Source organism: Rhodococcus triatomae, from assembly GCF_014217785.1.
Taxonomy (GTDB): Bacteria; Actinomycetota; Actinomycetes; order Mycobacteriales; family Mycobacteriaceae; genus Rhodococcus_F; species Rhodococcus_F triatomae.
Map to the genome: position 1 here is coordinate 1,545,276 of NZ_CP048814.1, position 24,396 is coordinate 1,569,671.

At 69.0% G+C, this 24,396-nt stretch carries 19 protein-coding genes; 6 read left to right on the forward strand and 13 right to left on the reverse strand.

From position 1 onward, the window contains the following. Positions 1-11: 11 nt before the first annotated feature. Together G4H71_RS07340 and G4H71_RS07345 are read right to left on the reverse strand one after the other, a co-directional pair. Complete coding sequence (locus G4H71_RS07340; RefSeq protein ID WP_083342824.1) at positions 12-308, reverse strand: PH domain-containing protein; 297 nt, start codon at positions 306-308, stop codon at positions 12-14. Between the two features lie 98 nt (positions 309-406). Beyond that, positions 407-1,225 (reverse strand): HAD family hydrolase, encoded by an 819-nt coding sequence (locus G4H71_RS07345; RefSeq protein ID WP_072736377.1) that lies wholly within the window; start codon positions 1,223-1,225, stop codon positions 407-409. A 183-nt stretch (positions 1,226-1,408) separates the two neighbouring features. On the opposite strand from G4H71_RS07345, the gene G4H71_RS07350 reads away from it, so the two are divergent. Continuing rightward, complete coding sequence (locus tag G4H71_RS07350) at positions 1,409-2,284, forward strand: aldo/keto reductase (protein WP_072736272.1); 876 nt, start codon at positions 1,409-1,411, stop codon at positions 2,282-2,284. 7 nt (positions 2,285-2,291) lie between these two features. Here the strand turns inward: G4H71_RS07350 and recD are convergent, their stop codons facing one another. From recD to recC, 3 genes are read right to left on the reverse strand one after another with little or no spacing between them, the layout of a single operon-like run. Beyond that, positions 2,292-4,166 carry an exodeoxyribonuclease V subunit alpha gene (recD, locus tag G4H71_RS07355; RefSeq protein ID WP_072736273.1) on the reverse strand — a complete coding sequence of 625 codons (1,875 nt, stop codon included), beginning with the start codon at positions 4,164-4,166 and terminating at the stop codon, positions 2,292-2,294. Continuing rightward, positions 4,163-7,468 (reverse strand): UvrD-helicase domain-containing protein, encoded by a 3,306-nt coding sequence (locus G4H71_RS07360; protein WP_246442485.1) that lies wholly within the window; start codon positions 7,466-7,468, stop codon positions 4,163-4,165. Before G4H71_RS07360 ends, recD begins: the two co-directional genes overlap by 4 nt. Beyond that, positions 7,465-10,761 (reverse strand): exodeoxyribonuclease V subunit gamma, encoded by a 3,297-nt coding sequence (gene recC, locus G4H71_RS07365; RefSeq protein WP_072736275.1) that lies wholly within the window; start codon positions 10,759-10,761, stop codon positions 7,465-7,467. The genes G4H71_RS07360 and recC overlap by 4 nt, the downstream gene beginning before the upstream one ends. Before the next feature lie 289 nt (positions 10,762-11,050). Here recC and G4H71_RS07370 point away from each other — a divergent pair, with 289 nt between their 5' ends. Next, a complete protein-coding gene (locus G4H71_RS07370; protein WP_072736378.1) occupies positions 11,051-11,770 on the forward strand; it encodes an acetoacetate decarboxylase family protein in 720 nt (239 codons plus the stop codon). Positions 11,771-11,901: 131 nt separating this feature from the next. Beyond that, positions 11,902-13,959, forward strand: coding sequence for a neutral/alkaline ceramidase (locus tag G4H71_RS07375; protein WP_072736276.1), 2,058 nt, complete (start codon positions 11,902-11,904; stop codon positions 13,957-13,959). Positions 13,960-14,063: 104 nt separating this feature from the next. Here the strand turns inward: G4H71_RS07375 and hsaB are convergent, their stop codons facing one another. From hsaB to hsaA, 4 genes are read right to left on the reverse strand one after another with little or no spacing between them, the layout of a single operon-like run. Further along, positions 14,064-14,624, reverse strand: a complete 561-nt coding sequence (gene hsaB, locus G4H71_RS07380) for a 3-hydroxy-9,10-secoandrosta-1,3,5(10)-triene-9,17-dione monooxygenase reductase subunit (RefSeq protein WP_072736277.1) — start codon at positions 14,622-14,624, stop codon at positions 14,064-14,066. Then, positions 14,621-15,523 carry an iron-dependent extradiol dioxygenase HsaC gene (hsaC, locus tag G4H71_RS07385; RefSeq protein WP_072736278.1) on the reverse strand — a complete coding sequence of 301 codons (903 nt, stop codon included), beginning with the start codon at positions 15,521-15,523 and terminating at the stop codon, positions 14,621-14,623. The genes hsaB and hsaC overlap by 4 nt, the downstream gene beginning before the upstream one ends. After that, positions 15,523-16,419, reverse strand: a complete 897-nt coding sequence (gene hsaD / locus G4H71_RS07390; RefSeq protein ID WP_072736279.1) for a 4,5:9,10-diseco-3-hydroxy-5,9,17-trioxoandrosta-1(10),2-diene-4-oate hydrolase — start codon at positions 16,417-16,419, stop codon at positions 15,523-15,525. The genes hsaC and hsaD overlap by 1 nt, the downstream gene beginning before the upstream one ends. A gap of 11 nt (positions 16,420-16,430) precedes the next feature. Continuing rightward, positions 16,431-17,606 (reverse strand): 3-hydroxy-9,10-secoandrosta-1,3,5(10)-triene-9,17-dione monooxygenase oxygenase subunit, encoded by a 1,176-nt coding sequence (hsaA, locus tag G4H71_RS07395; RefSeq protein WP_072736280.1) that lies wholly within the window; start codon positions 17,604-17,606, stop codon positions 16,431-16,433. A gap of 189 nt (positions 17,607-17,795) precedes the next feature. Between hsaA and G4H71_RS07400 the strand changes: the two genes are divergently transcribed. The 3 genes from G4H71_RS07400 to G4H71_RS07410 all read left to right on the forward strand — a co-directional run bounded on the left by G4H71_RS07400 (position 17,796) and on the right by G4H71_RS07410 (position 19,772). Next, positions 17,796-18,965 (forward strand): 3-ketosteroid-9-alpha-monooxygenase, oxygenase component, encoded by a 1,170-nt coding sequence (locus G4H71_RS07400; RefSeq protein WP_072736281.1) that lies wholly within the window; start codon positions 17,796-17,798, stop codon positions 18,963-18,965. A 2-nt stretch (positions 18,966-18,967) separates the two neighbouring features. Beyond that, on the forward strand, positions 18,968-19,300 hold the full coding sequence (locus G4H71_RS07405) for a hypothetical protein (protein ID WP_371842127.1): 333 nt from the start codon (positions 18,968-18,970) through the stop codon (positions 19,298-19,300). A gap of 85 nt (positions 19,301-19,385) precedes the next feature. After that, on the forward strand, positions 19,386-19,772 hold the full coding sequence (locus G4H71_RS07410) for a VOC family protein (protein ID WP_072736283.1): 387 nt from the start codon (positions 19,386-19,388) through the stop codon (positions 19,770-19,772). Between the two features lie 121 nt (positions 19,773-19,893). Here the strand turns inward: G4H71_RS07410 and dmpG are convergent, their stop codons facing one another. The 4 genes from dmpG to G4H71_RS07430 are packed head-to-tail and all read right to left on the reverse strand — an operon-like array spanning position 19,894 to position 24,325. Beyond that, positions 19,894-20,952, reverse strand: a complete 1,059-nt coding sequence (gene dmpG, locus G4H71_RS07415) for a 4-hydroxy-2-oxovalerate aldolase (protein WP_072736379.1) — start codon at positions 20,950-20,952, stop codon at positions 19,894-19,896. Between the two features lie 5 nt (positions 20,953-20,957). Next, positions 20,958-21,860 (reverse strand): acetaldehyde dehydrogenase (acetylating), encoded by a 903-nt coding sequence (locus tag G4H71_RS07420; RefSeq protein WP_072736284.1) that lies wholly within the window; start codon positions 21,858-21,860, stop codon positions 20,958-20,960. Positions 21,861-21,920: 60 nt separating this feature from the next. Then, positions 21,921-22,706, reverse strand: a complete 786-nt coding sequence (locus tag G4H71_RS07425) for a 2-keto-4-pentenoate hydratase (RefSeq protein WP_072736285.1) — start codon at positions 22,704-22,706, stop codon at positions 21,921-21,923. A gap of 2 nt (positions 22,707-22,708) precedes the next feature. Then, complete coding sequence (locus tag G4H71_RS07430) at positions 22,709-24,325, reverse strand: FAD-binding protein (RefSeq protein WP_072736286.1); 1,617 nt, start codon at positions 24,323-24,325, stop codon at positions 22,709-22,711. Between the last annotated feature and the right edge of the window lie 71 nt (positions 24,326-24,396).

Below are 24,396 nucleotides of genomic sequence, written 5' to 3' on the forward strand. Positions count from 1 at the left end.
TCAACCGCTTGTCAGCCGGCCACGAAATGCGCGAGTAGTCCTTGAACCTCGTAAATGTCCACCTGGCGATTGAACTGTTTCTGGATCGGTACTGGATTACCCGAGATCCAAATCTTCAATTCTGCATCGAGGTCGAATGTCCCTGCCGTCTCGACTGCGAAATGCGTGATCGACTTGTACAACACACTGTGGTACTCGACTTTTCGGCCGGTGATCCCCTGTTTGTCCACCAATATCAATCGCCTGTCGCATTGCCCATCATTCCGTCCATGATTCCCACAGCGGACACGGTACAGCGCGAATGTCATCTACTTTTCGAAACTCGGACAGGAGCTGGCGGCGCTGTCGATGAGCCGGGCGAGCACGGGAGAATCAGGCGCAACTATGCGTTGACACCGTTGGAGCCTCAGACGGCTCCGACGAGTTCCTCGAGGTAGTGGGCGACGGCGTCCTCGTCGTTGCTCGGCAGGATCCGGTCGGCCAGCGCCGCCACCTCGGGCAGCGCGTTCGACGGGCACAGCGCCGTCCCCGCCCACGACAGCATCGGCACGTCGTTGACCGCGTCACCGATCACCGCGACCTGCCCCGGATCGAGCGAACGCTGCGCGCACAGTTGGGCGAGTGCACTGGCCTTGGACACCCCGGCTGCCGCGAGTTCGATGTACGGCGCACCCGAATGCGTCGGCGCGACACCCGGAATCGCCGCATCGACGACGAAACGGTACAGCTGGGTGCTCGTGACCTCCGGGTGCCGCGCGACGATCTTGACCATCGGTTCGGGCAGGAACGGCAGCACGTCGGCGAGCGTCATCTCGTGCGGGTGCCGGTGGTGGTCGGCGAACTCGCACAGCGCGGCGTATGCGGGCTCCGCGACGAACGTGGTGGGGCCGACGTTGGCGAACACGGCACCAGGGATCAGGGTGCGGATCCGATCCATCGCTGCCGCTGCGGCTGCGAGGTCGATGGAGACGGTGCCGACGATCGCCGGTGCGCCGCCTGCCAGATCGAGAACGACCGCACCGTTGGCACACACCGCCGAGCCACGGAACCCGCACGAGGCGGCGAGGTCGCCGACGGAGTGCCGCGCCCGCGCGGTCGCCCACACCACCTCGATACCGGCTTCCCGCGCCGCGGCGAGCGCCCGCGCCGTCCGGGGCGACACCGTGCGGTCCGAGCGCAGCAGCGTGCCGTCGAGGTCCGTCGCGACCAGCTTGATCCCGCTCACGGTGTGCATGATTCCACGTCCAGGTCCGCACCCGCCCGGCAGCCGGAACCGTTCCGCTTCCCGGTTGGTGCCGGCGCTCCCCCGATCGCGGGCGCGCCGGCACCAACTGGGGAGCGTTCACGCAGTACGTCGATCCCCACGCACACCCGACACATACCGGCGCTCTCTCGCTAGCCTGGATCCATGACCACTCCCACGATCACCCTGAACTCCGGTACCTCCATCCCGCAGCTCGGTCTGGGGGTCTGGCAGGCCACGAACGACGAGACCGAGGCCGCCGTCCGGTTCGCCCTGGACGAGGCCGGCTACCGGCACATCGACACCGCCGCCGCGTACGGCAACGAGGAGGGAGTCGGCCGCGGCATCCGCTCGTCGGCGGTGCCGCGGGAAGAGATCTTCCTGACCACCAAGCTGTGGAATTCGGACCAGGGCTACGAACCGGCCCTGCAGGCGTTCGACGCCAGTCTCGCCAAACTCGGCACCGACTACGTCGACCTGTACCTGATCCACTGGCCGCTACAGGACACCGATCGCATCGAACGAACCTGGGAGGCGCTCGAGAAGATCGCCGAATCCGGCCGCGCGAAGGCCATCGGCGTGTGCAACTTCGAGCCACACCACCTGCAGGTCCTCCTCGACCTGGGCGGCACCGTTCCCGCCGTCGACCAGGTGGAGTTGCATCCACACCTCACCCAGAAGGAGGTTCGCGCGTTCGCGGCCGACCACGGCGTCACCGTCGAGTCGTGGAGCCCACTCGGCGGGACCAGCAACTCCGGCTGGGGCTCGGCGTCGAAGCCGAACACCCTGCTCGCCGACCCGATCATCGCCCGCATCGCCGACCGGCACAGCAAGACCCCCGCCCAGATCCTCATTCGCTGGCACCTGCAGAACGGGTTGATCGTCATCCCGAAGTCCGTGCACGAGGAGCGGATCGCCCAGAACATCGACGTCTACGACTTCGAGCTCACCGACCTCGACCTCAGCGAGATCGACACCCTCGACGACGGCACCCGCGTCGGAGCCCACCCGGACGAGCTGAACATCGGCGCACCCGAGTGAGCGTCGGTCACGACGCCGGGAAGGGACGCACCTCCCGGCGCAGGCCTGATGCCCGCAGCACCTGACGGCGGACACCGGCCCGCACCGATTCCTCGGTGCCGATGATGCGCACGTGCCTGCGCGCCCGGGTGATCGCGGTGTAGAGCAGTTCCCGGGTGAGGAGCGACGCACCCTCCTCCGGCAGGACCACGGACACCGTGTCGTACTGGCTGCCCTGACTTCGGTGGATGGTCATGGCGTAGACGGTCTGCACCTCGGACAGCTGGCTCGGGTGCAACAGCAGCGCATCGTCGCCCCGCGGGAACGCGGCCGCGAGCGACCCGTCGGGGCGGGCCACGATCACACCCGCATCGCCGTTGTAGACCCGCAGTTCGTGGTCGTTGGCTGTCACCAGCAGGGGTTGGCCCGGATACCAACTGTCCGGATCGAGACGGCGTCCCTGCGCCTGCGCGACCCATTCCTGCGCCTGCAGGGCCCAGCGCTGCACACCGAACGGGCCCTCCCGGTGCGCGCACAACAGCCGGTGCGCCTCGAGACCGGAGAGGGCCGCGAGCGCGTCGCCTGCATCGGCAGCCGCGGTCACCGCCACCGACGCGTCCACCACGTCGCTGTGCAACTCCGCGAGATCTTCCGGCGCGCACAGGGATACGGTCGGGTCGTCCGCGCGCAGCAATGCCATCACGTCGTCGTCGCGGCCGTCCCGCACCGCGACGGCCAAGCGGGCGATGGCGCCCCCGAACCTGCGGCCCCGGCTGAGCCGGACGACACCACCGCGCAGCCGCTGGAGCTCGGAGCGGCCCAGTGCCGCCTCGTCGGGGTCGGACGTCGCCTCGAGATCGGCGCCGACGACTCGACGCAGCACCGCGTCGTCGCCACCGCGGACCGGCCTGGCCACCAGATCCGCCAGCACGGCGCCTGCGTCCACGGAGGTCAATTGATCCGGGTCGCCGACGAGGATCAACCGGGCGTCCGGACGCATCGCCTCGAGCAGCCTGCACATCATCGTCAACGACACCATCGACGTCTCGTCGACCACGACGACGTCGAAGGGCAACCTGTTGGCCGGGTTGTACCGGAACCGGGTGCCGCCACGCTGCCACCCGAGCAGACGGTGCAGGGTCATCGCCTTCATGCCGTCCGGGAGTCCCAGCGCCGGGGCCTGGTCGTCGACGGCTTCCTGCAGGCGCGCGGCGGCCTTGCCGGTGGGTGCGGCCAGTCCGATCCGCGGTGGCCTGTCGAACTGCGCGGATACCAGCGCCAGGACCCGCGCGACGGTGTGGGTCTTGCCGGTTCCCGGCCCGCCGGCAACCACCGTCGTCCACCGCGAGACGGCGAGCGCGGCCGCGATCCGCTGACGATCCGGTGCCTGCGACGGCCCGCCTCCCGGCGCACGGAAGTACTCGTCGAGTCCGCGGGCCAGCAGGTCGACGTCGAGCGAGGGGGCGTCCTGCGCACGCGTGTCGAGGACTCGGCGGATGGTCTGTTCCTGGACGAAATACCGGTCGAGGTAGAGCAGTTCACCCTCGTCGGTGTCCACCATGCGCAACGGCCGTAGCGGTCCGGTCCCGCCGCCGAGCACCAGCGGGCTGACGCGCAGCGCCGCGACGACCTCGTCGGCATCGGGCCAGGGCAGCGCCGCGAGTTCCTCCTCGGTGGCCTCCTCGACGGTGACCTCGCGCATGCGCCGCACATCCAGGCAGACGGATCCGGAGCGCACCGCCCGCACCGCGAGTGCGGCCGCGAACGTGACGTGTTCGGCGGTCTCGCCGCCGAGCTTGCGCAGCCGCTCGGCCACGTGCACGTCCGCGGCCGACAGCACCCCGGCGTCGTTGAACACTCGGAGCAGGCCGGTGCCGCGCTGCGCGATCAGTGGTTCGGTCACGACACCCCCTTGCCGGCGAGCAACTCGGACAGCTCCGTCACCAGCGCCGCGGGCGGGCACCAGTCGAACACCCCGCACCCGGCGGGGGTGTCCGGGCCGACCATGCCTCGGACGAAGAGGTAGCACACTCCTCCGAGGTGCCGGTCCGGGTCGTACTCGGGTTGACGCCACCTCAGGTAGCGATGCAACGCCGCCGCGTACAGCAGGGCCTGCAGTGGATAGTGGGACTGCATCATCGCCTGCGCCATGCGTTCCCGGGTGTAGTGCGCCGTGGTCAGATCGCCGGTGCCGAGCCGGTTCGTCTTGTAGTCGACGACGACGTAGCGCGGTCCGTCCGCACGGATCACGGCGTCGATGCTGCCGGTGAGGAAGCCGCGCAGCGGCGGTGCCTCGACCGTCTCGAGCAGCGCCGGATAGTCCCGCAGCGGGTCGTCCACGCTCAGATGCCTGCGCATCGACGCCGCGATGTCCGCGAGGGTGACCGCGTCAGGGACCGGAGTGTCGCCACCGGACAGCGGGATCTCGAACTCGAGCTCGGGCAGCAGGTCCCGGGGCGCGACGTCGGCCAGGGTCGTCTCACCCATCGGCGTGTGCATGACGGTGTGCAGCGCACCGGCGAGTGCGTCCGGATCGAGGTCCGCCAGCTGCGCGGCCACCGCATCCCGGCACGCCCGCACGAGTTCACCCCGCAGATCCCCGGTGCCGGTGTCGACGTGTTCGAGCACCTCGTGCACGAGGGTGCCGAACTCGGTACCGCCGGGAAAGTCGTTCATCGGCGAGAGCAGCCCCGCCTCGGGCTCGGGGACGAGCGCCGCCGACACCGAGTCCTCCGGCTCGTCGGTGATCCCCGGATCCTCGCTCTCGCTCCCCGTGGTCGCCACCGCCTGCTCGTGCGCCGAACTCGTGAGCGCCGAATACGACGTCCGTCGCCACACGAGATCGAGAGTGCGGGCGAACGTGGCGACGGCCAGATCCGTGACCGGTGTCCCGCCACGGGTGTACCGCTGCACCCGCGCCGCCGACGCCGGCTCGACCGAGATGACCGCCGCCGCCTGTGCGGGCCACGCTTCGAGCCGGTGCACCGCGTGCGCGTCCTCCGGGACCTTGGCCACCTCGACGGGTTCCGCGACCCCCGGCTCCCGGCCGAAGATCAACCGGTGCAACGGTGCCCGGGAGGTCGATGCCGCGGGCGCCCACCACGCCACGAGCCGGCTCCGGGCACGAGTGGCCGCGACGTACAACAGTCGCAGCTCCTCCCCTGATTCCTCGGCATCCGCCCGGCGGCCACGGTCGCGGTATCCGGGACCGTCCCGGCCGCCGACGTCGAGGATGCGGCGGCCCTCGTCGTCGTGCAGCAGCCGAGTGGCCGGGTAGGGATTCTTCGCGGCATCCCAGGCGAACGGCAGGTAGACGATGGGGAATTCGAGCCCCTTGCTCGCGTGCACGGTGGCGATCTGCACCGCGTCCGCGTCGCTGTCCAGACGCCGGCTGCGGTCGGCGCCGCCGCCCGCGATGGGGTCCTCGATACGCTCGGTGAGCCAGCGGGTCAGCTCCGCCAGGCCCATCGACTCCTCCGCCGCCGCCCGGCCGAAGAGCTGCGCGAGATGCCGGATGTCGGTGAGTGCCCGCTCGCCGGACGTCACCGACAGCAGCCGCTGCTCCAATCCTGTTTCGGCGGAGATCCTCTCGTACACCGCGGCGAAGCCGGTGCGGTGGAAGATCGCGGACAGCTCGCGGAGCCAGCCTGCCATCCGGCCGACGGCATCCTCTGCCTCGGAATCGAGCCGTTCCGGCGACCAGCCCAGGACCGGGGTGAGTGCGGCCAGCCGCACCCGGTCCCCACGGTGCGGTTGTTCCAGCGCCTGCAGCACCCACAGCCAGTGCGTCGCGCTCTCGGTGGCGAACACGCTGGCGCCTCCGGCCAGGACCGAGGGGACGCCGACCTCGTCCAATGCCTCACGGACCAGGTCGATCTGGGCCCGCGTGCGTACCAGGATCGCAACGTCGCCCGGCGCCACCGGCCGCGGGCCCGCCGGACCACCGGTGAGCGACGCCCGCCCGTCGAGAAGTCCGACGACGTCGGCCGCCAGATCTTCCGCGACCCGGCGGCGCACCGCGCCGACCGCGGGGAAACCCGTCTTCCCCAGGGGGCCGAGGCCGGTGCGGGTGAGGTAGCGCAGCCGCAGTGGCGCGTCCGGCTCGCCGGCTGCCGGATTCAGCCTCCGCTCGGAGTGGTTGGCTTCCACCGGCCGCACCGTGATGTCCGGATGCCCGAGCGCTGCGCCTCCGTACAGGTGCTCGAGTGCCTCGATCAGAGGGGCGTCGCTGCGCCAGTTCATCGCGAGGTCCTCGTGCCTGTCGGCGTGCCGGACCGCATCGAGATAGCTGAGTACCTCGGCGCCGCGGAAGGCATAGATGGCCTGCTTCGGATCACCGACGAGTACGAGGGTGCGGGCACCGTGGAAGGCACGCCGGATGATGTCCCACTGCAGTGGGTCGGTGTCCTGGAACTCGTCGACGAGCACGATCCGGTAGTGATCGCGCACCCGGCGACAGGCGGATTCGCCGTGGTCCGGGTCCGTGAGCACACCGTGCAGCAACACGAGCAGGTCGTCGAAATCCCGGACACCGGCGAGCCGCTTGCGCCGGGCGACCTCCTCACGCACGGCGCGCGAGAACGCGACACGGTGCCCGGCGGCCGTCTCGGTGTCCGCATCGGGCGCCAGCACCGCCTGACGATCTCGGACAACGGCACGGGCCAGCTCCCGGGCGTCGCGGGGAGCGAACGGCGGCGGTCCGTCCCGCCGCGCGTACGCCTGCAGGTAGACGTCGTCGGCGGCCTCGACGGCCAGGTCGTCGACCGACTCCACGAGGGTCACGTCCGCATCGGACTCCCCGGCGATACCGAGACCGTCGAGCATCCGCTGGCAGAAGCTGTGCGTGGTGACGATCGTGCCGGCATCGAAGTCCGCCAGCGCCTGCACCAGCCGTCGCCGACGCTGCTCGACCGTCTCGGCATCGGCGTCCGCGAGCAGCCTCGCCAACGGGTCCGATCCCGACCGCGCGGCATCCGGATCCGCGAGGGCGGCCGCGGTGACGGTGAACCGCTCCCGCGTCCGCTCCCGCAATTCCTGAGTGGCGGCACGACTGAACGTGACCAGCAACAGATCCGCGACGTCCGCGTGCCCCTCGGCGACGTAGCGGGTGGCCAGGCCCACGATCGTGTACGTCTTCCCGGTACCGGCACTCGCCTCGAGCACGGTCGTCCCGGTGGGCAGCGGACCGAGCAGATCGAAGCTCACGGCTGCCCCACCTGCTCCGCCGCGAGCAGCGGCGACCACAGCTCGAGCGCGACATCCCCGAAGCCGGACGGCTCCACCGTTCCCGCCGCGGCGGCGAGCGCATCCAGTTCCGCCACGCGTCCGTGCAGATAGACCATCACCCGATCCTCCCGATCGCCGAACTTGCCGGACCAGCACCGATCGGCGGCCGCCAGAGCCTCGGCCGGGTCGTCACCGCGAACTCGTCTCTCCGCGTAGGCCTCCGAGGCGGTCGGCGACACCGGCAGCGGCGCACACAGTCCGCGATCCCGCAGGGCGACCAGGCGGCGCAGCACACTCGCCGCGTCCTCCGGAGCCGTCAGGGTCGAGCGCCACGCCGGCCGATGTCCGCTGCCGCGACCCGTCGTCACCGCCGTCCGCACCGCACCCTCGGAGTGCACCGCGACGGCGAGCAATTGCACCCAGGCCGCCATCCGATGCTTCGGCGCCAACCGTGAGAAGGACGACCGCACCAGCACGCCGTCGCGGATACCGGACACCGTGCCGCTCAACCGCCGCCCGGCACCGAGGTCGACCGAGACGTAGGCGGTGTCCGGGTCCGGCCCGTACAGCGGCAGGCACGCGTCCGCGAGCGCGTCGACCGCCCTCTCGATGTCCGCGAGCGCCAGGTTACCCAGCGCGAACGGCGGCAGCGTCCCGCGCCGCCATTCCGCAGCCCGGAACCGGGCCGGATCCTCCCCGGCGAGTCGGGATGCCAGCATCCGCTCGCCGATGTCCCAGCGCTGCAACGGGTCCAGCTCCACCGCCAGCGAATCCGACAGTGCCTCGTCGAGCTCGGGAACCCGGACGCCGAGTCGTTGCCGCAGGAACGCCTGAGCGGGATTGACCAGGAACGCCACCAGATCCGTCAGGTCGACGTCCGACTCCGGCACGGGAGCCAGCGTGACTCCGGCGGCGGAGGGTGCCGGCTGTGCCGGACGTGCGGCCGCACGCGCCCCCGCCAGCGCAGCGCGGTCGAACCCGAACGGCCGTTCCGGCACGAAATTCGACGGATCGAACGGCTGCAACGGATGCCGGGTGAGCACACCGGTCTCCTCGACCGCGCCACCGGTCATTCCGGCGAGCACGTCCATCAGCCCCCCGAGCGGAATCGCCGGTGGACGGCGGCCACCGGTCACCGGGTCCGCGCCGGTGTAGAACAACAGCAGCCGCTGCCCCGCCGACATGATCGCGTCCAGCAGCAGCTGGCGGTCCTCGCTCCGGTGGTCTCGTTCGCCGATCAGCGGCTCACCCGCGCAGACGTCGTCGCCGTCGATGCCGGCCGACCGGGGAAACACGTCGTCGTCCAGGCCGAGCAACGCCACCACCCGATGCGGCACCGACCGCATCGGCACCATCGTGCACACGGTGAGTTCGCCGGTCCGGAAGTTCGCCCGGGTGGGCCGCCCGGCGAGCCGCGCGGCGAGCATCGCGCGCACGTCGGCGAGCTGTAGCCGCCGGTCGCCACCGAACTCCGTGGCCTCGGCCAGTTCCCGACGGGCCTGCCCCTGCTGCCAGTCGTCCCGCGGGCTCGTCGCGGTGACCAGATCCAGCGCACGTCCGAGTACTCGCCCCCAGTGCTCGACCGAATGCGGGCCCGCGAGATCGCGCAGGACGACGTCGAGCCGATCGACGAACTCCGAGAATCGTCCGGCGAGGTCGATGTCGCTGGAATCGACGTCACCGAGCGGGAGCGCGAGCCCGAGCCATCCGTCCTCGTCGGAGCAGGCGCCGAGGAGGATCCGATCGAGTGCCGTGCCGAACGTGTTCTGCGGAAACTCGGCCAGACCGAATCCGGCGCGCTGTCGCGGGCCGATCCCCCACCGCGCCCCGGACTCGGCCGTCCACTCCCGCAACCGCTCGAGGTCGTCGTCGGTGAAATCGAAGCGCGTCCGGACCGGAGTGGAATCCGCGAGATCGAGGAGCGCGCTCGCGTTGACCCTGCCCTCCGCGAGAACGAGCAACGTGGCGACCACGTCGAGCACCGGATTGGTACGGCGCAGACCACGGTCCGCCAGCCGCACCCGGAGCCGATGGCCCGGGTGCTCGTGTTCGGGTTCTCCTGCCGCGCCGAACACCGCACGCACCAGTGGCGCGTAGGTCTCGACATCGGGACACATCACGATGACGTCTCGCGGTTCGAGGGTGGGGTCGTCGGCGAACGCGTGTAGCAGCGCCTCCCGCAGCACCTCGACCTGCCGGGCCGGACCGTGACACGCGTGCACCGTGACCGATCCGTCCGCAGCGGCCGGACTCGGCGGCCGATCGTGGACGACGTCGTCCTGCAGAGCGCCGAGCAGCGAGGCCGCCGCCGGGGCACCCTGGTGGTGGACGTGTTCCGCCGACAACCGGCCGATGCGGTACTGCATCTCACGCACGTCGCGGGACAACGCCGCCAGCAACGGATTCCGTACCTCCAGCGCGCCGTCGTCCTCGGCGCGGCGCACCGGTGGTGCGGCGGTCACGAGCTCGTCCCACATGCGCGGGCTCGGATGCGGGAGCCACAGATGGACGTCGCGATGGGCGGCCAGCGCGTCGAGCACGGCGAGCTGGTCGGTGGCCAGACGGGTGGGACCGAACAGCGAGAACCTGGACGGCAGCTCCGACAGGTCCGGCCGGTCCCGCAGTTGCGCACAGATGTCGGGCAGCCGTTCGGCGGGGCTCGGCGCGTCCACCTTGCGCCGCACCCGCCGGAAGAGCTCGGCCTGCCAGAGCTGGTCCGCTGCGAGGGCGTTTCCCGCGCCGTCACCTACACCATCGGGGGCCCACCCGGTATCGGAGACCTGCCCGGTATCGGAAACCCAGGCGGCGAGCATCGCGGGACGCTGGGACGCGTACGCGCGCAACAACGACACCACGTGCAGCGCGGTGGCGTAACGCCTGCGCGAGCGGTACTCGTCGTCGCCACCGCCGAGATGCCGGGCCAGCGGTGCCGCCCACTCCTCGGCCATGCTGTCGTCGATCACCTCGAGCACCGTCCACACCAGTCGCTCCGGCGACCACGGGTCGTCCTCCGGCGCCACGCGCGCCACCGCGGCGGCAGCTTCGTCGACGAGACGGGCCGGCGACGGGAACGCGATGTTGGCGGCCACGCCGTCGGATCCGGCGTCGGCGCCGAGTTCGGCGGACAGCCGCTGAGTCAACCAACGCTCGACACCCTTGGCCGGGACGGCGATCACCTCGGCGGCGAACGGATCGTCGAGGGGAGCGCTCAGCAGGCGACCGAGTTCGGCGGCGAGCGTGTCGGTTCGCTCGGCCCGGTGCACTCTGAGCACGTGCGCCCCCTCCCGGAATGTAGGTCGCCCGGCCACTGCCCGCGCCGTCGTCGACGGGGCGTCCGAACTCTCGGCCGATCCTAGTGGCGACCCCCGACGGACTCCGTCGTCCGACCCACGCGGCGCTCCTACGGATCGCGGGTTCCCGTCGGCGTGCTCTCGATACCCGGCACTACTAGAACTTGTTTCGATTTCATGTCATCGTAGTGATGCCCTGACCGCGGCCCTTCTCTTGCGCGCTCGCGCCGGGCCGGACGATGACAGGCTCCACTCTGCGGGGAGGATGGACATGAGCGCTCACGAGGTACTCGGCCGGACGGTCGAGATGCCGGTACGGGTGCGTGCCGCCACGGCATTCACAGCCGCGTACTCGGTACGGGCCGATGCGGTGCAGGAGTCCATCGCCCACACCGGGCTGCGCGCACTGCGGTATCGGTCCGGGCGCGGCATCTGCATGCTGGTGTTCGTCGACTACATCGACGGCGACCTCGGTCCGTACAACGAGTTCGCCGTCGCGGTCCTGGTCGGCGAACCGGGCGCACCCGCGAGCGTGGCCGCGGGCATCCGGGCCGCGGCCACCGGCCGGGCCGGTGCCCTCATCCACCATCTCCCGGTGGACGGGGAGTTCACCCTCGCCGCCGGACGGGGGATCTGGGGCTTCCCCAAGACCATGGCCGAGTTCGAGGCCGACCACCGGACGCGCACCGCGGCGCTCGGCGCGGACGGGCAACTGATCGCGCGGCTGTCGGTGGCGCCCGGCCTTCCCGTCCCGGGAGGCACGAGTACCTCGCTCGCCGCCTACGCGCACCTCGACGGGCTGACCCGACGCACGACGTGGCAGATGCGAACCCGGGGCCTGCGGAGCCGTCCGGGCGGAGCCGCTCTCGACCTGGGCGAGCACCCCGTCGCGGACGAATTGCACAGCTGGGGGCTGCCGCGCCGCGCGCTGTTCACCTCGGTGATCCCCGAGATGGAGATGACTTTCGGCGACGCCGACACGGTGCGCTGATCGATTTCCCCCTCGCCCCGGGCGGTGACGCGGGCTACACTCTTGGACACTCGACCAGTTCCCTCGCTCGGTTTCCCAGGCCCCAGCCCGTCCACTGTCCGCGCCTCGGCGCGCGCACCGAAAGGAACGCCGTGGCATCGATCCACCGACGCACCGTGCTCGCCGGAGCAGCCTCCGCTCCCCTGCTCGCCGTGGCTGCTGCCGCCCTCCCGGCGGGCGCAGCCGCAGCGGCCGCGCCTGCCGGCTCGCAGCGCAGCGCACCGTCCGGCGGGATGCACGTCGGTGTCGGCGTGTCCGACGTGACGGGGCCGGTCGCGGAGATCGGCATGATGGGGTATTCGAGTTTCGACCAGCGGGCCGAGGGTCTGCACCAGCGCACCCGGGCCCGGGCCTACGTGTTCGCCGAGAACGGGGAACGTGCCGTCTACGTGTGCGTCGACACGTGCATGATCTTCCAATCCGTGCACGACGCCGTGCTCGATCGGCTGGGCGAGCGCTTCGGCGACCTCTACACCGAGCGCAACGTCATGCTCACGGCCGTCCACTCCCACGCGGCCTGCGGGGGCGCCTCGCACAACTACGCCTACAACCTCGCCCTCCTCGGCTTCGAGCCGCTGGTGTTCGATTCCGAGGTCGCCGGGATCGTCGAGGCGATCGTCGCCGCCCACGACGACCTGGCACCGGGCACCGTCTCGTTCGGACGCACCGAACTCGTCGACGCGAGCGTCAACCGGTCCCGCGAGGCGTTCGAGCGCAACCCGGCGTCCGATCGCGACTACTACCCTCGGGGGATCGACCCGTGGATGCGTGTGTTTCGTATCCGCCAGGGCGGCAAGGATGTCGGAGCGATCAACTGGTTCGCGACGCACTGCGCGTCGCTGACCAACGAGAACCTCCTGATCTCCGGCGACAACAAGGGCGCCGCCGCCTACTTCTGGGAGCACGACCACGAAGGAGTCCGATACCTCGACGGCACACCGGGTTTCGTCGCCTGCTTCCCGCAGACCAACAGTGGGGACATGTCTCCGAACCTGAATCTGTCACCCGGAAGCGGGCCCACCGAGGACGAGTTCGAGAACACACGCATCATCGGGGAACGGCAGGTCGCCGCCGCCCGCACCGCCTGGGCCGCCGCGAGCGAGTCGCTCTCCGGCGGCATCGACAGCCGAATCCTGTACCTGGACATGTCCGATCAGGCCGTCGACGGGCGGTTCACGCCCCACGGCGAGTCCGGCCACACCACACCCGCCTGCATCGGTGCGGCGATGAGCGCGGGGAGCACCGAGGACGGACCGGCCCTCCCGGTCTTCCCGGAAGGCACCAGGAACCCGCTCGTCGACGCTCTCGGCGGAATGGACGCGCCTGTCCCGGGATGGCTACAGGACGCCCAGGCCCCGAAGCTGGTGCTCGTCCCGGTCGGACTGCTCCCACCGGGCGGATGGGTACCGCGAATCCTCAAGATCCAGTTGATGCGCATCGGGCAGTACTACCTCGCGGCCGCACCGGCCGAGTTCACCGTCGTCGCGGGCCTGCGGGTTCGTCGCACCGTCGCGGCGGAGCTCGGCGTCCCGCTGGAGAACGTCCTCTTCCAGGGCTACGCGAACTCGTACGCGAGCTACTGCACCACGCCGGAAGAATACGAGGCACAGCACTACGAAGGCGGATCGACACTGTTCGGCCGCTACACCCTGCCCGCCTACCAACAGGGATTCGCGCGGCTGGCGGCGGCGTTGCGAGAGGGCAGCGACGTCCCCCGCGGGCCGGCACCGGAGGACCTGTCGGCGTTCCAGCCCGGCTTCAACCCGGCCGTGGAGGCCGACGTACCCGCGCCGGGACGGTCGTTCGGCGAGGTACTGGTCGCGCCCGAGTCGGCGTCGCCGGGGCAGCAGGTGGCGGTCGAGTTCGTCGCCGGCCATCCGAAGAACGACCTGCGGAGGCGGAGCACCTTCTTCGAAGTCCAGCGACGAGACGGGGGTCGGTGGATCCGGCACGCGGACGACAGCGACTGGGAGACGAAGTTCCGCTGGACCCGCACCGCACCCGGGCAGTCGACCGTCCGGATCACCTGGGACGTGCCGGACGGGACCCCTGCGGGCGACTATCGCGTCGTCTACTTCGGCGCGGCCCGTGACGGCGCGGGCGCGATCACCCAGTTCACCGGGACGTCCGGCGAGTTCCACGTCTCCTGACCACTCCCCTTCCGGCACAATGTCACACCGGTTTCGTTGGATCGAACCGATGTGACATTGTGCCGGAGTGCCGGACAGGCGGATGGGACACGACGCAGCGCGGGTCAGAGCCAGGTGTCCTCGGACGCGGTGAAGAGGAACTCCTCGAGATCGTGCCGCCACGGAGCGGGGACGGTCTTGTCGGGTTCGATACCGGTGTACTGGCCGCGGTAGAACAGCAGCGGGCGCTCGGAACGCACCTCACTCATCGAATGCACCCGGCCGAACACGACGTGGTGGTCACCCCCGTCGTGCACGTTCTCCACCGTGCAGTCGACGTGCGCGAGCGAGTTGTCGATGATCGCGGACCCCAGCGGCGAGACCGTCCAGTCCACCCCGGCGAACTTGTCCGGCTCCCGCGATCCGAACCGGGCGCAGACCTCCTGCTGTTCCTCCGCGAGCACGTTGACGCAGAACGTCCCGGTCTTCTCGATCGCCGCCCACGATCGCGACACCTTCGTCGGACAGAACAGCACCAGTGGTGGGTCGAGGGAGAGTGCCGCGAACGACTGGCACGCGAATCCCACCGGCTGCTCGTCCACGACGGTGGTGATGATCGTGACGCCGGAACAGAACTGCCCCAGCACGGTGCGGAACTGCTTCGGATCGATCCCGGCGACGGTCACTGCTGCATACCCACCGTGAAGTCGTGGCCCCACAGGCTCACCGCCGTGCTCTCCCGGGCGATCCACTCGTCGTCTTCGACCTGCCTTCCCTCGCAACCGAACTCGATGTCGAATCCACCCGGAGTCTTCATGTAGAACGAGAGCATCAGGTCGTTGACGTGACGGCCGAGGGTCGCGGACATCTTCACCTTGCGCCGCAACGCACGATCGAGGCACAGCCCGACGTCGTCGGAGTTCTCCACCTCGACCATGAGGTGCACGATGCCACTGGGCGTAGGCATCGGCAGGAACGCGAGGCTGTGGTGCCGCGGGTTGCAGCCGAAGAAGCGCAGCCAGGCCGGTGGCCCGTCGGCCGGGCGTCCGACCATCTGCGGAGGCAACCGCATGGAGTCGCGCAGACGGAACCCGAGGACGTCCCGGTAGAAGCGCAACGACGCCTCGTCGTCGTTCGTGGAGAGCACGACGTGACCGAGCCCCTGCTCCCCCGTGACGAACCGGTGCCCGTACGGACTGACGACCCGGCGGTGTTCGAGAGCGGCCCCGTGGAACGCCTCGAGGGTGTTTCCGGACGTGTCCTCGAAGACGATGAGTTCGTCGACTCTCCTGTCCGCCTTCTGTTCGGTCGTGCCCTCCTTGAACGGGACACCCGCGGCGGCGAGGTTGTCCCGGACCTCCTGGAGTTCCTCGGCGTTCGCGGTCTCCCACCCGGACACGAGCAGGCGGTCCTTCTCGCCGGGCACGATGACGAGGCGAGCGGGAAAGTCGTCCATCCGGAGATAGAGAGCCTCCGGGTCGGTTCCCTTGCCCTCGACCATGCCGAGCACCTTCAGGCCGTACTCTCGCCAGGCGGCCATGTCGGTGGCCTCGATCCGCATGTAGGCCAACGAGCGGATACCCATCACTTGCCTCCCTGGTTCTCGTCCAGAAGGAACTGTGTCGCCAGGCGATTGAACTCGTCGAACTTCTCGACCTGTGCCCAGTGACCGCAACCACCGAACACGTGCAACTGAGCGCGGGGAATGGTCTTGAGCGCCACCAGCGCGCCGTCGAGCGGGTTGACCCGGTCCTCACGGCCCCACACGAGCAACACTCGCTGACGGAGCTTGTACGCCTCGCGCCAGAGCATCCCCTTCTCGAAGTCGGCCCCGGAGAAGGACTTTCCCATCGCCCGTGCAGCCGCCAGCGATTCGGGTGTACTCGCTGCGGCGAAGCGCTCCTCGACCAGTTCCGGGGTGATCAGGGACTGGTCGAAGACCATCACCCGGAGGAACGCCTCGAGCTTCTCCCTGGTCGGCCCCTCCGGCGGAGCACCGAACCGTCCGAGGTTCTTGACTCCCTCCGTCGGGTCCGGGGCGAACAGATTGACGCTGAGCCCACCGGGGCCCATCAGTACGAGCCGGCCCGCCCGGTCCGGGAAGTCGAGCGCGAACCGCACCGCCGCCCCGCCGCCGAGCGAGTTCCCCAGCAGGTGCACCCGGCCGGAGATCCCCAACGTGTCCAGCAGCGCGAGAAGCGCCGAGGAACTGTGTACGAAGTACTGCGGGTGGTCGGTCGGCTTGTCGGACAACCCGAATCCGGGTTGATCGACGGCCAGCACGTGGAATCGCTCGGCGAGAACGGGAATGTTCCGGGCGAAGTTGGACCACGAGGACGCTCCCGGACCGCCCCCGTGCAGCAACACGATCGTGGTGTCGTGTCCGACACCGGCCTCGTGATAGTGCAGCTTCAGGTCCGGAGTGACCTGGGCGAACCGGGAGGTCGATTCGAAGGTGATCGCTTCTTCGGTCGTCGTCACGTCTTCCCCCCCTAGACCATCGTGTCCGTGACCGGCAGCCCGAACTCGCCCGTGCCGTACATGACGTACGCCCGCTCGGGATCGTTGGCCGCGTGGACCCGACCGGCGTGGGCGTCGCGCCAGAATCGCTGGAGGGGAGTGCCGTTCGCCAGTGCCGTGGCACCCGAGCTCTCGAAGAGTTTGTCGATGGAGGCGATCGCCCGGCCCGTGGCCCGCACCTGGTCGCGGCGTGCGCGCAACCGCAGGTCGAACGGCACCTCCTCGCCGGCGACGAGGTGTGCGTACTCGTCGGCGACATTGCCGGAGAGCTGCCGCCACGCCGCGTCGATGTCGCTGGCCGCCTCGGCGATACGGACCTTGGCGAACGGATCGTCCTTGGCCTTCTCCCCGGCGTAGGCCGCCCGCAGACGTTTGCCCTGGTGCTCGACATGCGCCTCGTACGCACCGTAGGCCATACCGACGATCGGCGTCGAGATCGTGGTGGGATGAATTGTTCCCCAGGGCATCTTGTACACCGGTGCGGTGTTGCGTTCGAGCCCGGGTGCCGTCAGTTCGCTCATCGCCCGGAAGCTGAGGAAGTGGTGCCGGGGAACGAAGGTGTCCTTCACGACGATGGTGTTGCTGCCGGTGCCCCGGAGGCCGACGACGTTCCAGACATCGTCGATGCGGTAGTCCGAGCGCGGGATGAGGAAGCTGCCGAAGTCGACCGGGCGTCCGTCCTTGATCACGGGCCCGCCGACCACCACCCAGTCGGCGTGGTCGCATCCCGACGACCATGCCCAGGATCCGTTGACGGTGTAGCCGCCGTCGACGACCTCACCCGCACCCATCGGCGCGTAGGACGAGGAGATCCGCACGTCGGTGTCGGAGCCCCAGACGTCCTCCTGTGCCTGCTGGTCGAACAGGGCGAGGTGCCAATTGTGGACTCCGATGATGCCGGCGACCCACCCGGTGGAGCCGCACGCACTCGCGATCTTGCGGACCGCGGAGTAGAACAGCACGGGGTCGGCCTCCTGGCCACCCCATTGGGAGGGCTGCAGCAACCGGAAGAACCCGGTCTCCTGGAGCGCCTTGATCGATTCGTCCGGAATGCGGCGCAGGTCCTCGGTCTCCTGCGCCCGCTCGCGCAGCATCGGCAGCACTGCGTCGAGTCGGTGCAGCACCTCGTGACTGTCGTGGTCGGCCACTGGACGCTCCTGTCTGATTCGTTCGTTCACCTGTCTTCTGAGACTAGAACACGTTCCCATTCATGTCGAGAGTCCGGCAAAATGCCTGATCATCGGATTTTCTGTGCGGCGATTCTGCGCGAAATCTAGCCATGGCTGCCAAAATTCTATAACGTGTTCTACTAACAGATCACAGGGAAGTGAGGGGACATGGCGGCAATTCGCGAGATCGACGTCGGCACCACGCGGACGCGGTTCGCACGCGGCTGGCACTGCCTCGGGCTCGAGAGCGAGTTCCTCGACGGCAAGCCACACGCGGTGGAGGCCTTCGGCACCAAGCTCGTGGTGTGGGCCGACAGCCAGAACAAGCTGCACGTGCTCGACGCCTACTGCCGGCACATGGGTGGTGACCTCAGCGACGGATCGGTCAAGGGCGACTCCGTCGCCTGCCCGTTCCACGACTGGCGCTGGGGCCCCAACGGCAAGTGCACGTCCATCCCGTATGCGCGGCGCGTCCCACCGCTCGCGCGCACCCGGTCATGGATCACGCTCCAGGAGAACAGGCAACTGTTCGTCTGGAACGACCCGGAGGGCAACCCACCCCCGGAGGACGTCACGATCCCCCATCTGCCCGAGGTCTTCACCGACAACTGGACGGACTGGCGCTGGAACCGGATCCTCGTCGAGGGTTCGAACTGCCGGGAGATCATCGACAACGTCGTGGACATGGCGCACTTCTTCTACGTCCACTTCGGGTTCCCGAAGTACTTCAAGAACGTCTTCGAGGGACATGTCGCCACGCAGTACCTGCAGAACCACGGCCGACCGGACGTCCAGAACATGGGCACCCAGTACGGCGAGTCCGTACTCGACTCCGAGGCCTCGTACTTCGGCCCGTCGTACATGATCAACTGGCTGCACAACGACTACAGCGGGTTCAAGGCGGAGAGCATCCTCGTCAACTGCCACTACCCCGTCACCCACGACTCGTTCATGCTCATGTACGGCGTGAGCGTGGAGAAGCCGAAGGGTCTCGACGACGCCACGACGGACAAGCTGTCGCGGAAGTTCACCGAGGGTGTCGCCATGGGCTTCGAGCAGGACGTGGCGATCTGGAAGCGGAAGACCAAGATCGAGAATCCGCTCCTGTGTGAGGAAGACGGCCCCGTCTACCAGTTGCGTCGCTGGTACGAGCAGTTCTACGTCGACATCGACGACGTGGACGAGAAGATGACGCAGCGCTTCGAGTTCGAGATCGACACGAGCAAGGCGATCGAGGCCTGGCAGCGCGAGGTCGACGAGAACCTCGCCCGGCAGGCGGAGGAGAAGGCCGCCGCCGCGCAGGCGTCCGAGGACGCCGAGCACAAGACGGGCGTGTGACGATGACCTCGACCTGGTCCAAGGCGCCGGACTTCGCCGACAGCCCGGACCGGGTCGAGGCCGTCCGCGCCCAGACGGTTGCCGACAAGCACACGTATCTCGAGGAAGGCCTTCAGGACGTCCAGTGCCGGGCGTGCGGAACGTGCGTACTGGTGCGCAAGAACAGCTTCCGGCACACCAGCATCCAGTGGCAGGGCGACCCCCAGCAGATGTGCCCGGAGTTCACCGATGCCGGTGGCCGAGCCGGGTCCCGGCAAACCTGCCCGCGCCTGTTGAACAGCATCAACCATGCCGTCATGGAAGGAATCATCGAGGTGCGTGACCGCGACGAGTGAGCGCGATCTGTTCCCTGCAGGTAGTGCCGCGGCCTAGGCTGGATCTGTCCGCCGACCGCGCACTCCCGCACCTGGAGGCCTCGCCATGAGTGGCAAGATCATGCACTTCGAGATCCCCTTCGACGACGGCGAGCGCGCCCGCACGTTCTATGCGGACGCGTTCGGCTGGTCCATCGACGAAATGCCGGAGTTGGACTACACCATCGTCACGACGGGCCCCGTCGCCGACAGCGGAATGCCTGCGGACGCCGGCTACATCAACGGTGGCATGTACCAACGCTCCACCGAGGCACCGCACCCGGTGGTCACCATCGACGTCCCCTCCATCGACGACGCCTTGAAGACCGTCGAATCACTCGGCGGGAAGACCGTCACCGGGCGCACCCCGGTCGCCGACATGGGGTTCGCCGCGTACTTCACCGACACCGAGGGCAATATCGTCGGCCTGTGGGAGAACGCGGCTCCGGCCTGACGCGACATCTGTTGCGACATCTGTTGCGGCACAATGTCACATCGGTTCGATCTGAACGAACCGATGTGACATTGTGCCGGGCTCGGGGGGGAGGAGAGGGATCACGCGGCCGAGGGGAGGATCAGGCGCGCTCGCGCTGGAGTTCCAGGGCGATGTCGATGAGTTGGTCTTCCTGGCCGCCGACGAGCTTCCGCTTTCCGGCGCGGACCAGCATCTCGGCTGCCGAGACTCCGTAGCGCTCGGCTTGGCGCTCCGCGTGCTTGAGGAAGCTCGAGTACACACCGGCGTACCCCATCATCAGGGCTTGGCGGTCCAGCAGGCACTCGGCAGGCATCGCCGGACGCACGACGTCCTCGGCGGCGTCGGCGATCTCGAAGAAGTCGATGCCGGTCTTGACACCGATCTTGTCGCACACGCCGACGAATGCCTCGACCGGGGCGTTACCCGCACCCGCGCCGAAACGCCTGGTGCTGCCGTCGATCTGGCGGGCGCCGGCGCGTACCGCGGCCACCGAATTGGCGACACCGAGCCCCAGGTTCTCGTGGCCGTGGAACCCCACCTGCGCGTCGTCTCCCAGTTCGGCGACGAGCGCCTCCACCCGGTCGGAGACCTGCTCGAGCACCAGCGCACCCGCGGAGTCCACCACATACACGCACTGGCACCCGGCGTCCGCCATGATGCGCGCCTGCTTCGCGAGTTGTTCCGGCGGAATGGTGTGGGCCATCATCAGGAACCCGACGGTTTCCAGACCCCGTTCCCTGGCGAGGCCGAAATGCTGGATCGAGACGTCGGCCTCGGTGCAGTGCGTCGCGATCCGACAGATGGACGCGCCGTTGTCCTGCGCCTCGACGATGTCCTCCTTGATCCCGACACCAGGCAACATGAGGAAGGCGATCTTCGCGTTCTTCGCGGTGTCGACCGCGATCGTGATCAGTTCCTGCTCCGGCGTCTTGGAGAACCCGTAGTTGAACGACGAACCGCCCAGCCCGTCGCCGTGCGTGACCTCGATGACCGGGACGCCGGACGCGTCCAGCGCGGCGACGATCGCTCGGACCTCCTCACCGCTGAACTGGTGCCGTTTGTGATGCGACCCGTCCCGCAGCGAGGTGTCGGTGACCCGCACGTCCCACGCACTGTCGAAATGGATACCGCCCGAATGGATCGTGTCCGAATGAACCATGTCGCTCACGCCTTCACTGTCAGGAGCTTCTGGGCGATCTCCTCGCCCACCTTGGTGGCCGCAGCCGTCATGATGTCGAGGTTGCCCGCATACGGTGGCAGGAAATCGCCCGCGCCCTCGACCTCGACGAACACCGTCACTCGCGCGTGCCCACCGGACACGACGGACGGATCGTCGAACTGCGGCTCGTTGAGCAGCCGGTAGCCGGGCACGTACTGCTGGATGTCGGCGACGACGCGGTGGATCGAGTCGGTGATCGCGTCTCGGTCCGCGTCCTCGGGAATCGCACAGAAGATGGTGTCCCGCATTATCATCGGCGGATCGGCGGGATTCAGGACGATGATGGCCTTGCCCCGCTGCGCGCCGCCGATGGTCTCGACACCGCGACTGGTGGTCTTGGTGAACTCGTCGATGTTCGCGCGAGTGCCCGGTCCGGCGGACACCGACGCCACCGAGGCCACGATCTCCGCGTACGGCACGTCCACCACCCGGGAGACCGCGTAGACGATGGGGATCGTCGCCTGTCCCCCGCAGGTGATCATGTTGACGTTGGGCGCATCGAGGTGCTCGCGCAGGTTGGCCGGGGGCACGACGGCGGGACCGACGGCCGCCGGGGTCAGGTCGACCGCCCGGATTCCCGCCTCCGCGTACCGGGGTGCCGCCTCGCGGTGCACATACGCGGACGTCGCCTCGAACACCAGATCCGGCTTGTCCGGCCGAGCGAGCAGCCAGTCCACTCCCTCGGCGCTGGTCTCGAGCCCCAGACCGCGGGCGCGGGCCAATCCCTCGCTGGCCGGGTCGATCCCGATCATCCAACGCGGCTCGAGCCATTCGGAGCGTTGCAGCTTGTACAGCAGATCGGTACTGATGTTCCCCGATCCTACGATGGCGACACTTGCCTTGGTCATGGACGCTTCTCTCCTACTCGCATGGGACACGCGACTGTCGGGGCTGGTCGAGGTTCACGGCTAGCCGAAATTCAGGGATACGGTGCCGAGTCCGGCGAAATCGGCATGGAAGGAATCTCCCGGACGGACGTCGATGGCGCGGGTACACGATCCCGGCAACACGATGTCCCCGGCCTTCAACCGGACCCCGAAGCTCTCGACCTTGCGGGCGAGCCACGCGACCGCGGTCACCGGGTTGCCGAGCACGGCATCGCTGCGCCCCTCCGCGATGCGTTCGCCGTTGCGGGTCAGCACCGCGTCGATCGCCCGGATGTCGATGTCCGCGGGACGAACTCGTTGCCGTCCGAGGACGAATCCCGCCGACGACGCGTTGTCGGCGATGGTGTCCACCAGGCCGATCTTCCAGTCCTTGATCCGGCTGTCGATCAGTTCGATCGAGGGGGCGTACGCCTCGGTGGCGGCGAGGACGTCCTCCTCGGTGCAGTCGGCGCCGGGCAGGTCCGCGCCGAGCAGGAAGGCCACCTCGACCTCGACGCGCGGGAAGCAGTAGCGGGCGGTGTCGACCGTACGGTCCTCGAACACCTCCATGTCGCCGAGCAGGTGACCGTAGTCGGGTTCGTCGACACCCATCATCTGCTGCATCGCCTTCGACGACAGACCCACCTTGTGCCCCGAGACGGTGGCACCCGCGTCGAGTCGGCGCCGGATCCCGAGGAGTTGGATCTCGTACGAATCCACGACGTCCATGTCGGGATACGACTGCGCCAACGGGTCGATCGGCGTACGGGTGCGCTCGGCCTCCTCCAACCGGTCGGCGAGTTCGGCTCTCTGCGCGTCGTTCAACATGGTCAGCTCCTCACCGATCGAAGTCCGGGGGCGGGAACGTCCTGCGCCGCCTGCTTTCCGGCACGACGACCGGCGAAGACGCAGTCCGCGATGGACAGCCCGGACACATACGAGTTCGTGCACACGCCCGCAGCCACCCGGCCCGCCGCATACAGCCCGGCGATCGCCGCGTCGGACTCGTCGAGGACCGCTCCCGTGTTCTCGTCGACGCGGAGGCCGCCGAGCGTGAGCATCGGGCACGGGTTCATCGCGTTCGGCTTGATCCCCACGTCGAACAGAGAGTACGGGGGCGTGCGCAGGGCACGAGCGAAGTCGGGATGCTTTCCCATCGGATCGGGGCCCGCGCCGTCCACGGCAGCGTTCGCCGCATCGACGGTGGCGCGCAGTCCGGCCGGATCGATACCCGCCTTCCCGGCGAGCACGTCGAGGGTGTCGGCCCGGATCGCAGTGCGCAGTAGCCCCGTAGCCTGGATTCGCTGGAACCACAGTGACTGGGACTTCAACTGCGCCTTGGCCTCACGCACCAGTTCGGCGTCCGCGACGAGCCACCCCTGCCGGTCGGCGTCGCGGACCAGCGCCTCGCCGAGCGCCGCGCCGTATCGGGACTCGTCGACGATGCGCCTGCCGTGCCGGTCGACGAGCAGCGATCCGAGGAGGGCACTGGGGGGCGAGATGAATCGCCACGCCGAGACGTTTCCCATCCCGGTCGTGGTCGCGCCGAGTGCGGCGGCCATCGCGATTCCCGCACCGTCGTCGGTGGCCGTACCGAGGGAGATGCCACCGGTGAAGTCCGGGGCATGGCGATGCACCAGCGCGCGATTGGCGATGAACCCTCCGGTCGTGAGCACCACTGCCCGGCGGGCCCGGATCCGGATCGGCGTCGCGTACCTGCGCTCGATCCGGCGAATCCGCTTCTCCAGCACCGCACGCAGCGCCGGGGCGTAGATTCCCGGCTTCGCCGAGATCCGGCAGAGCCGGGCGTGCCGCGAGCGCACCCGGGCGGGCGCATCGGCGAGGCTGCGTGCCTCCACGCCCACCACGCGGCCCTCGTCGTCGGTGACGAGAGCGGTGACCGAGGTCTGCGTCAGCACGCGCACCCCGGCGCGCCGGACCGCGCGGGCCAACGGGCCGAAGATCATCTTCCCGGACGTGCCCTTGCCCTTCGCGCGATGTCCACGCTGGGCGGGTGCGGCCACCTTCCTGGCCGCGCCCGACGCCTCACTGCCGGAGTAGTACAGGTAGTAGTCGTCGGTGGGGAACGAGGTCTTGTGCGGACACACCGACCCCTCGAACGGAACCCCGTGACGGATCAGCCAGTCGAGATTGTCGATGCTCTCGTCGACGAAGCGGCGCAGCGTCTCCGGCCGGACCGAATCCCCCACCTCGAATCGCAGGTAGTCGTACATCGCGTCGGGACTGTCCTCGACACCCGCCTCCCGCTGTATCGACGTCCCGCCGCCCGCGTAGACGACGCCACCGGAGATCGTGGTGGCACCGCCACCGAGACGGGCATCGGCGACGAGCACGTCCACCCCGCTCTCACGCGCTTCGAGCGCCGCGACCGCGCCCGCGCCGCCGAATCCGACGACCACGACGTCCACGGTTGTATCCCAGGTCACACACACCACCTCCTCAGAACTGTAACGCGTTTTCGATTTCTCCCCAACCGTCTTCACGTACTTCCAGCACA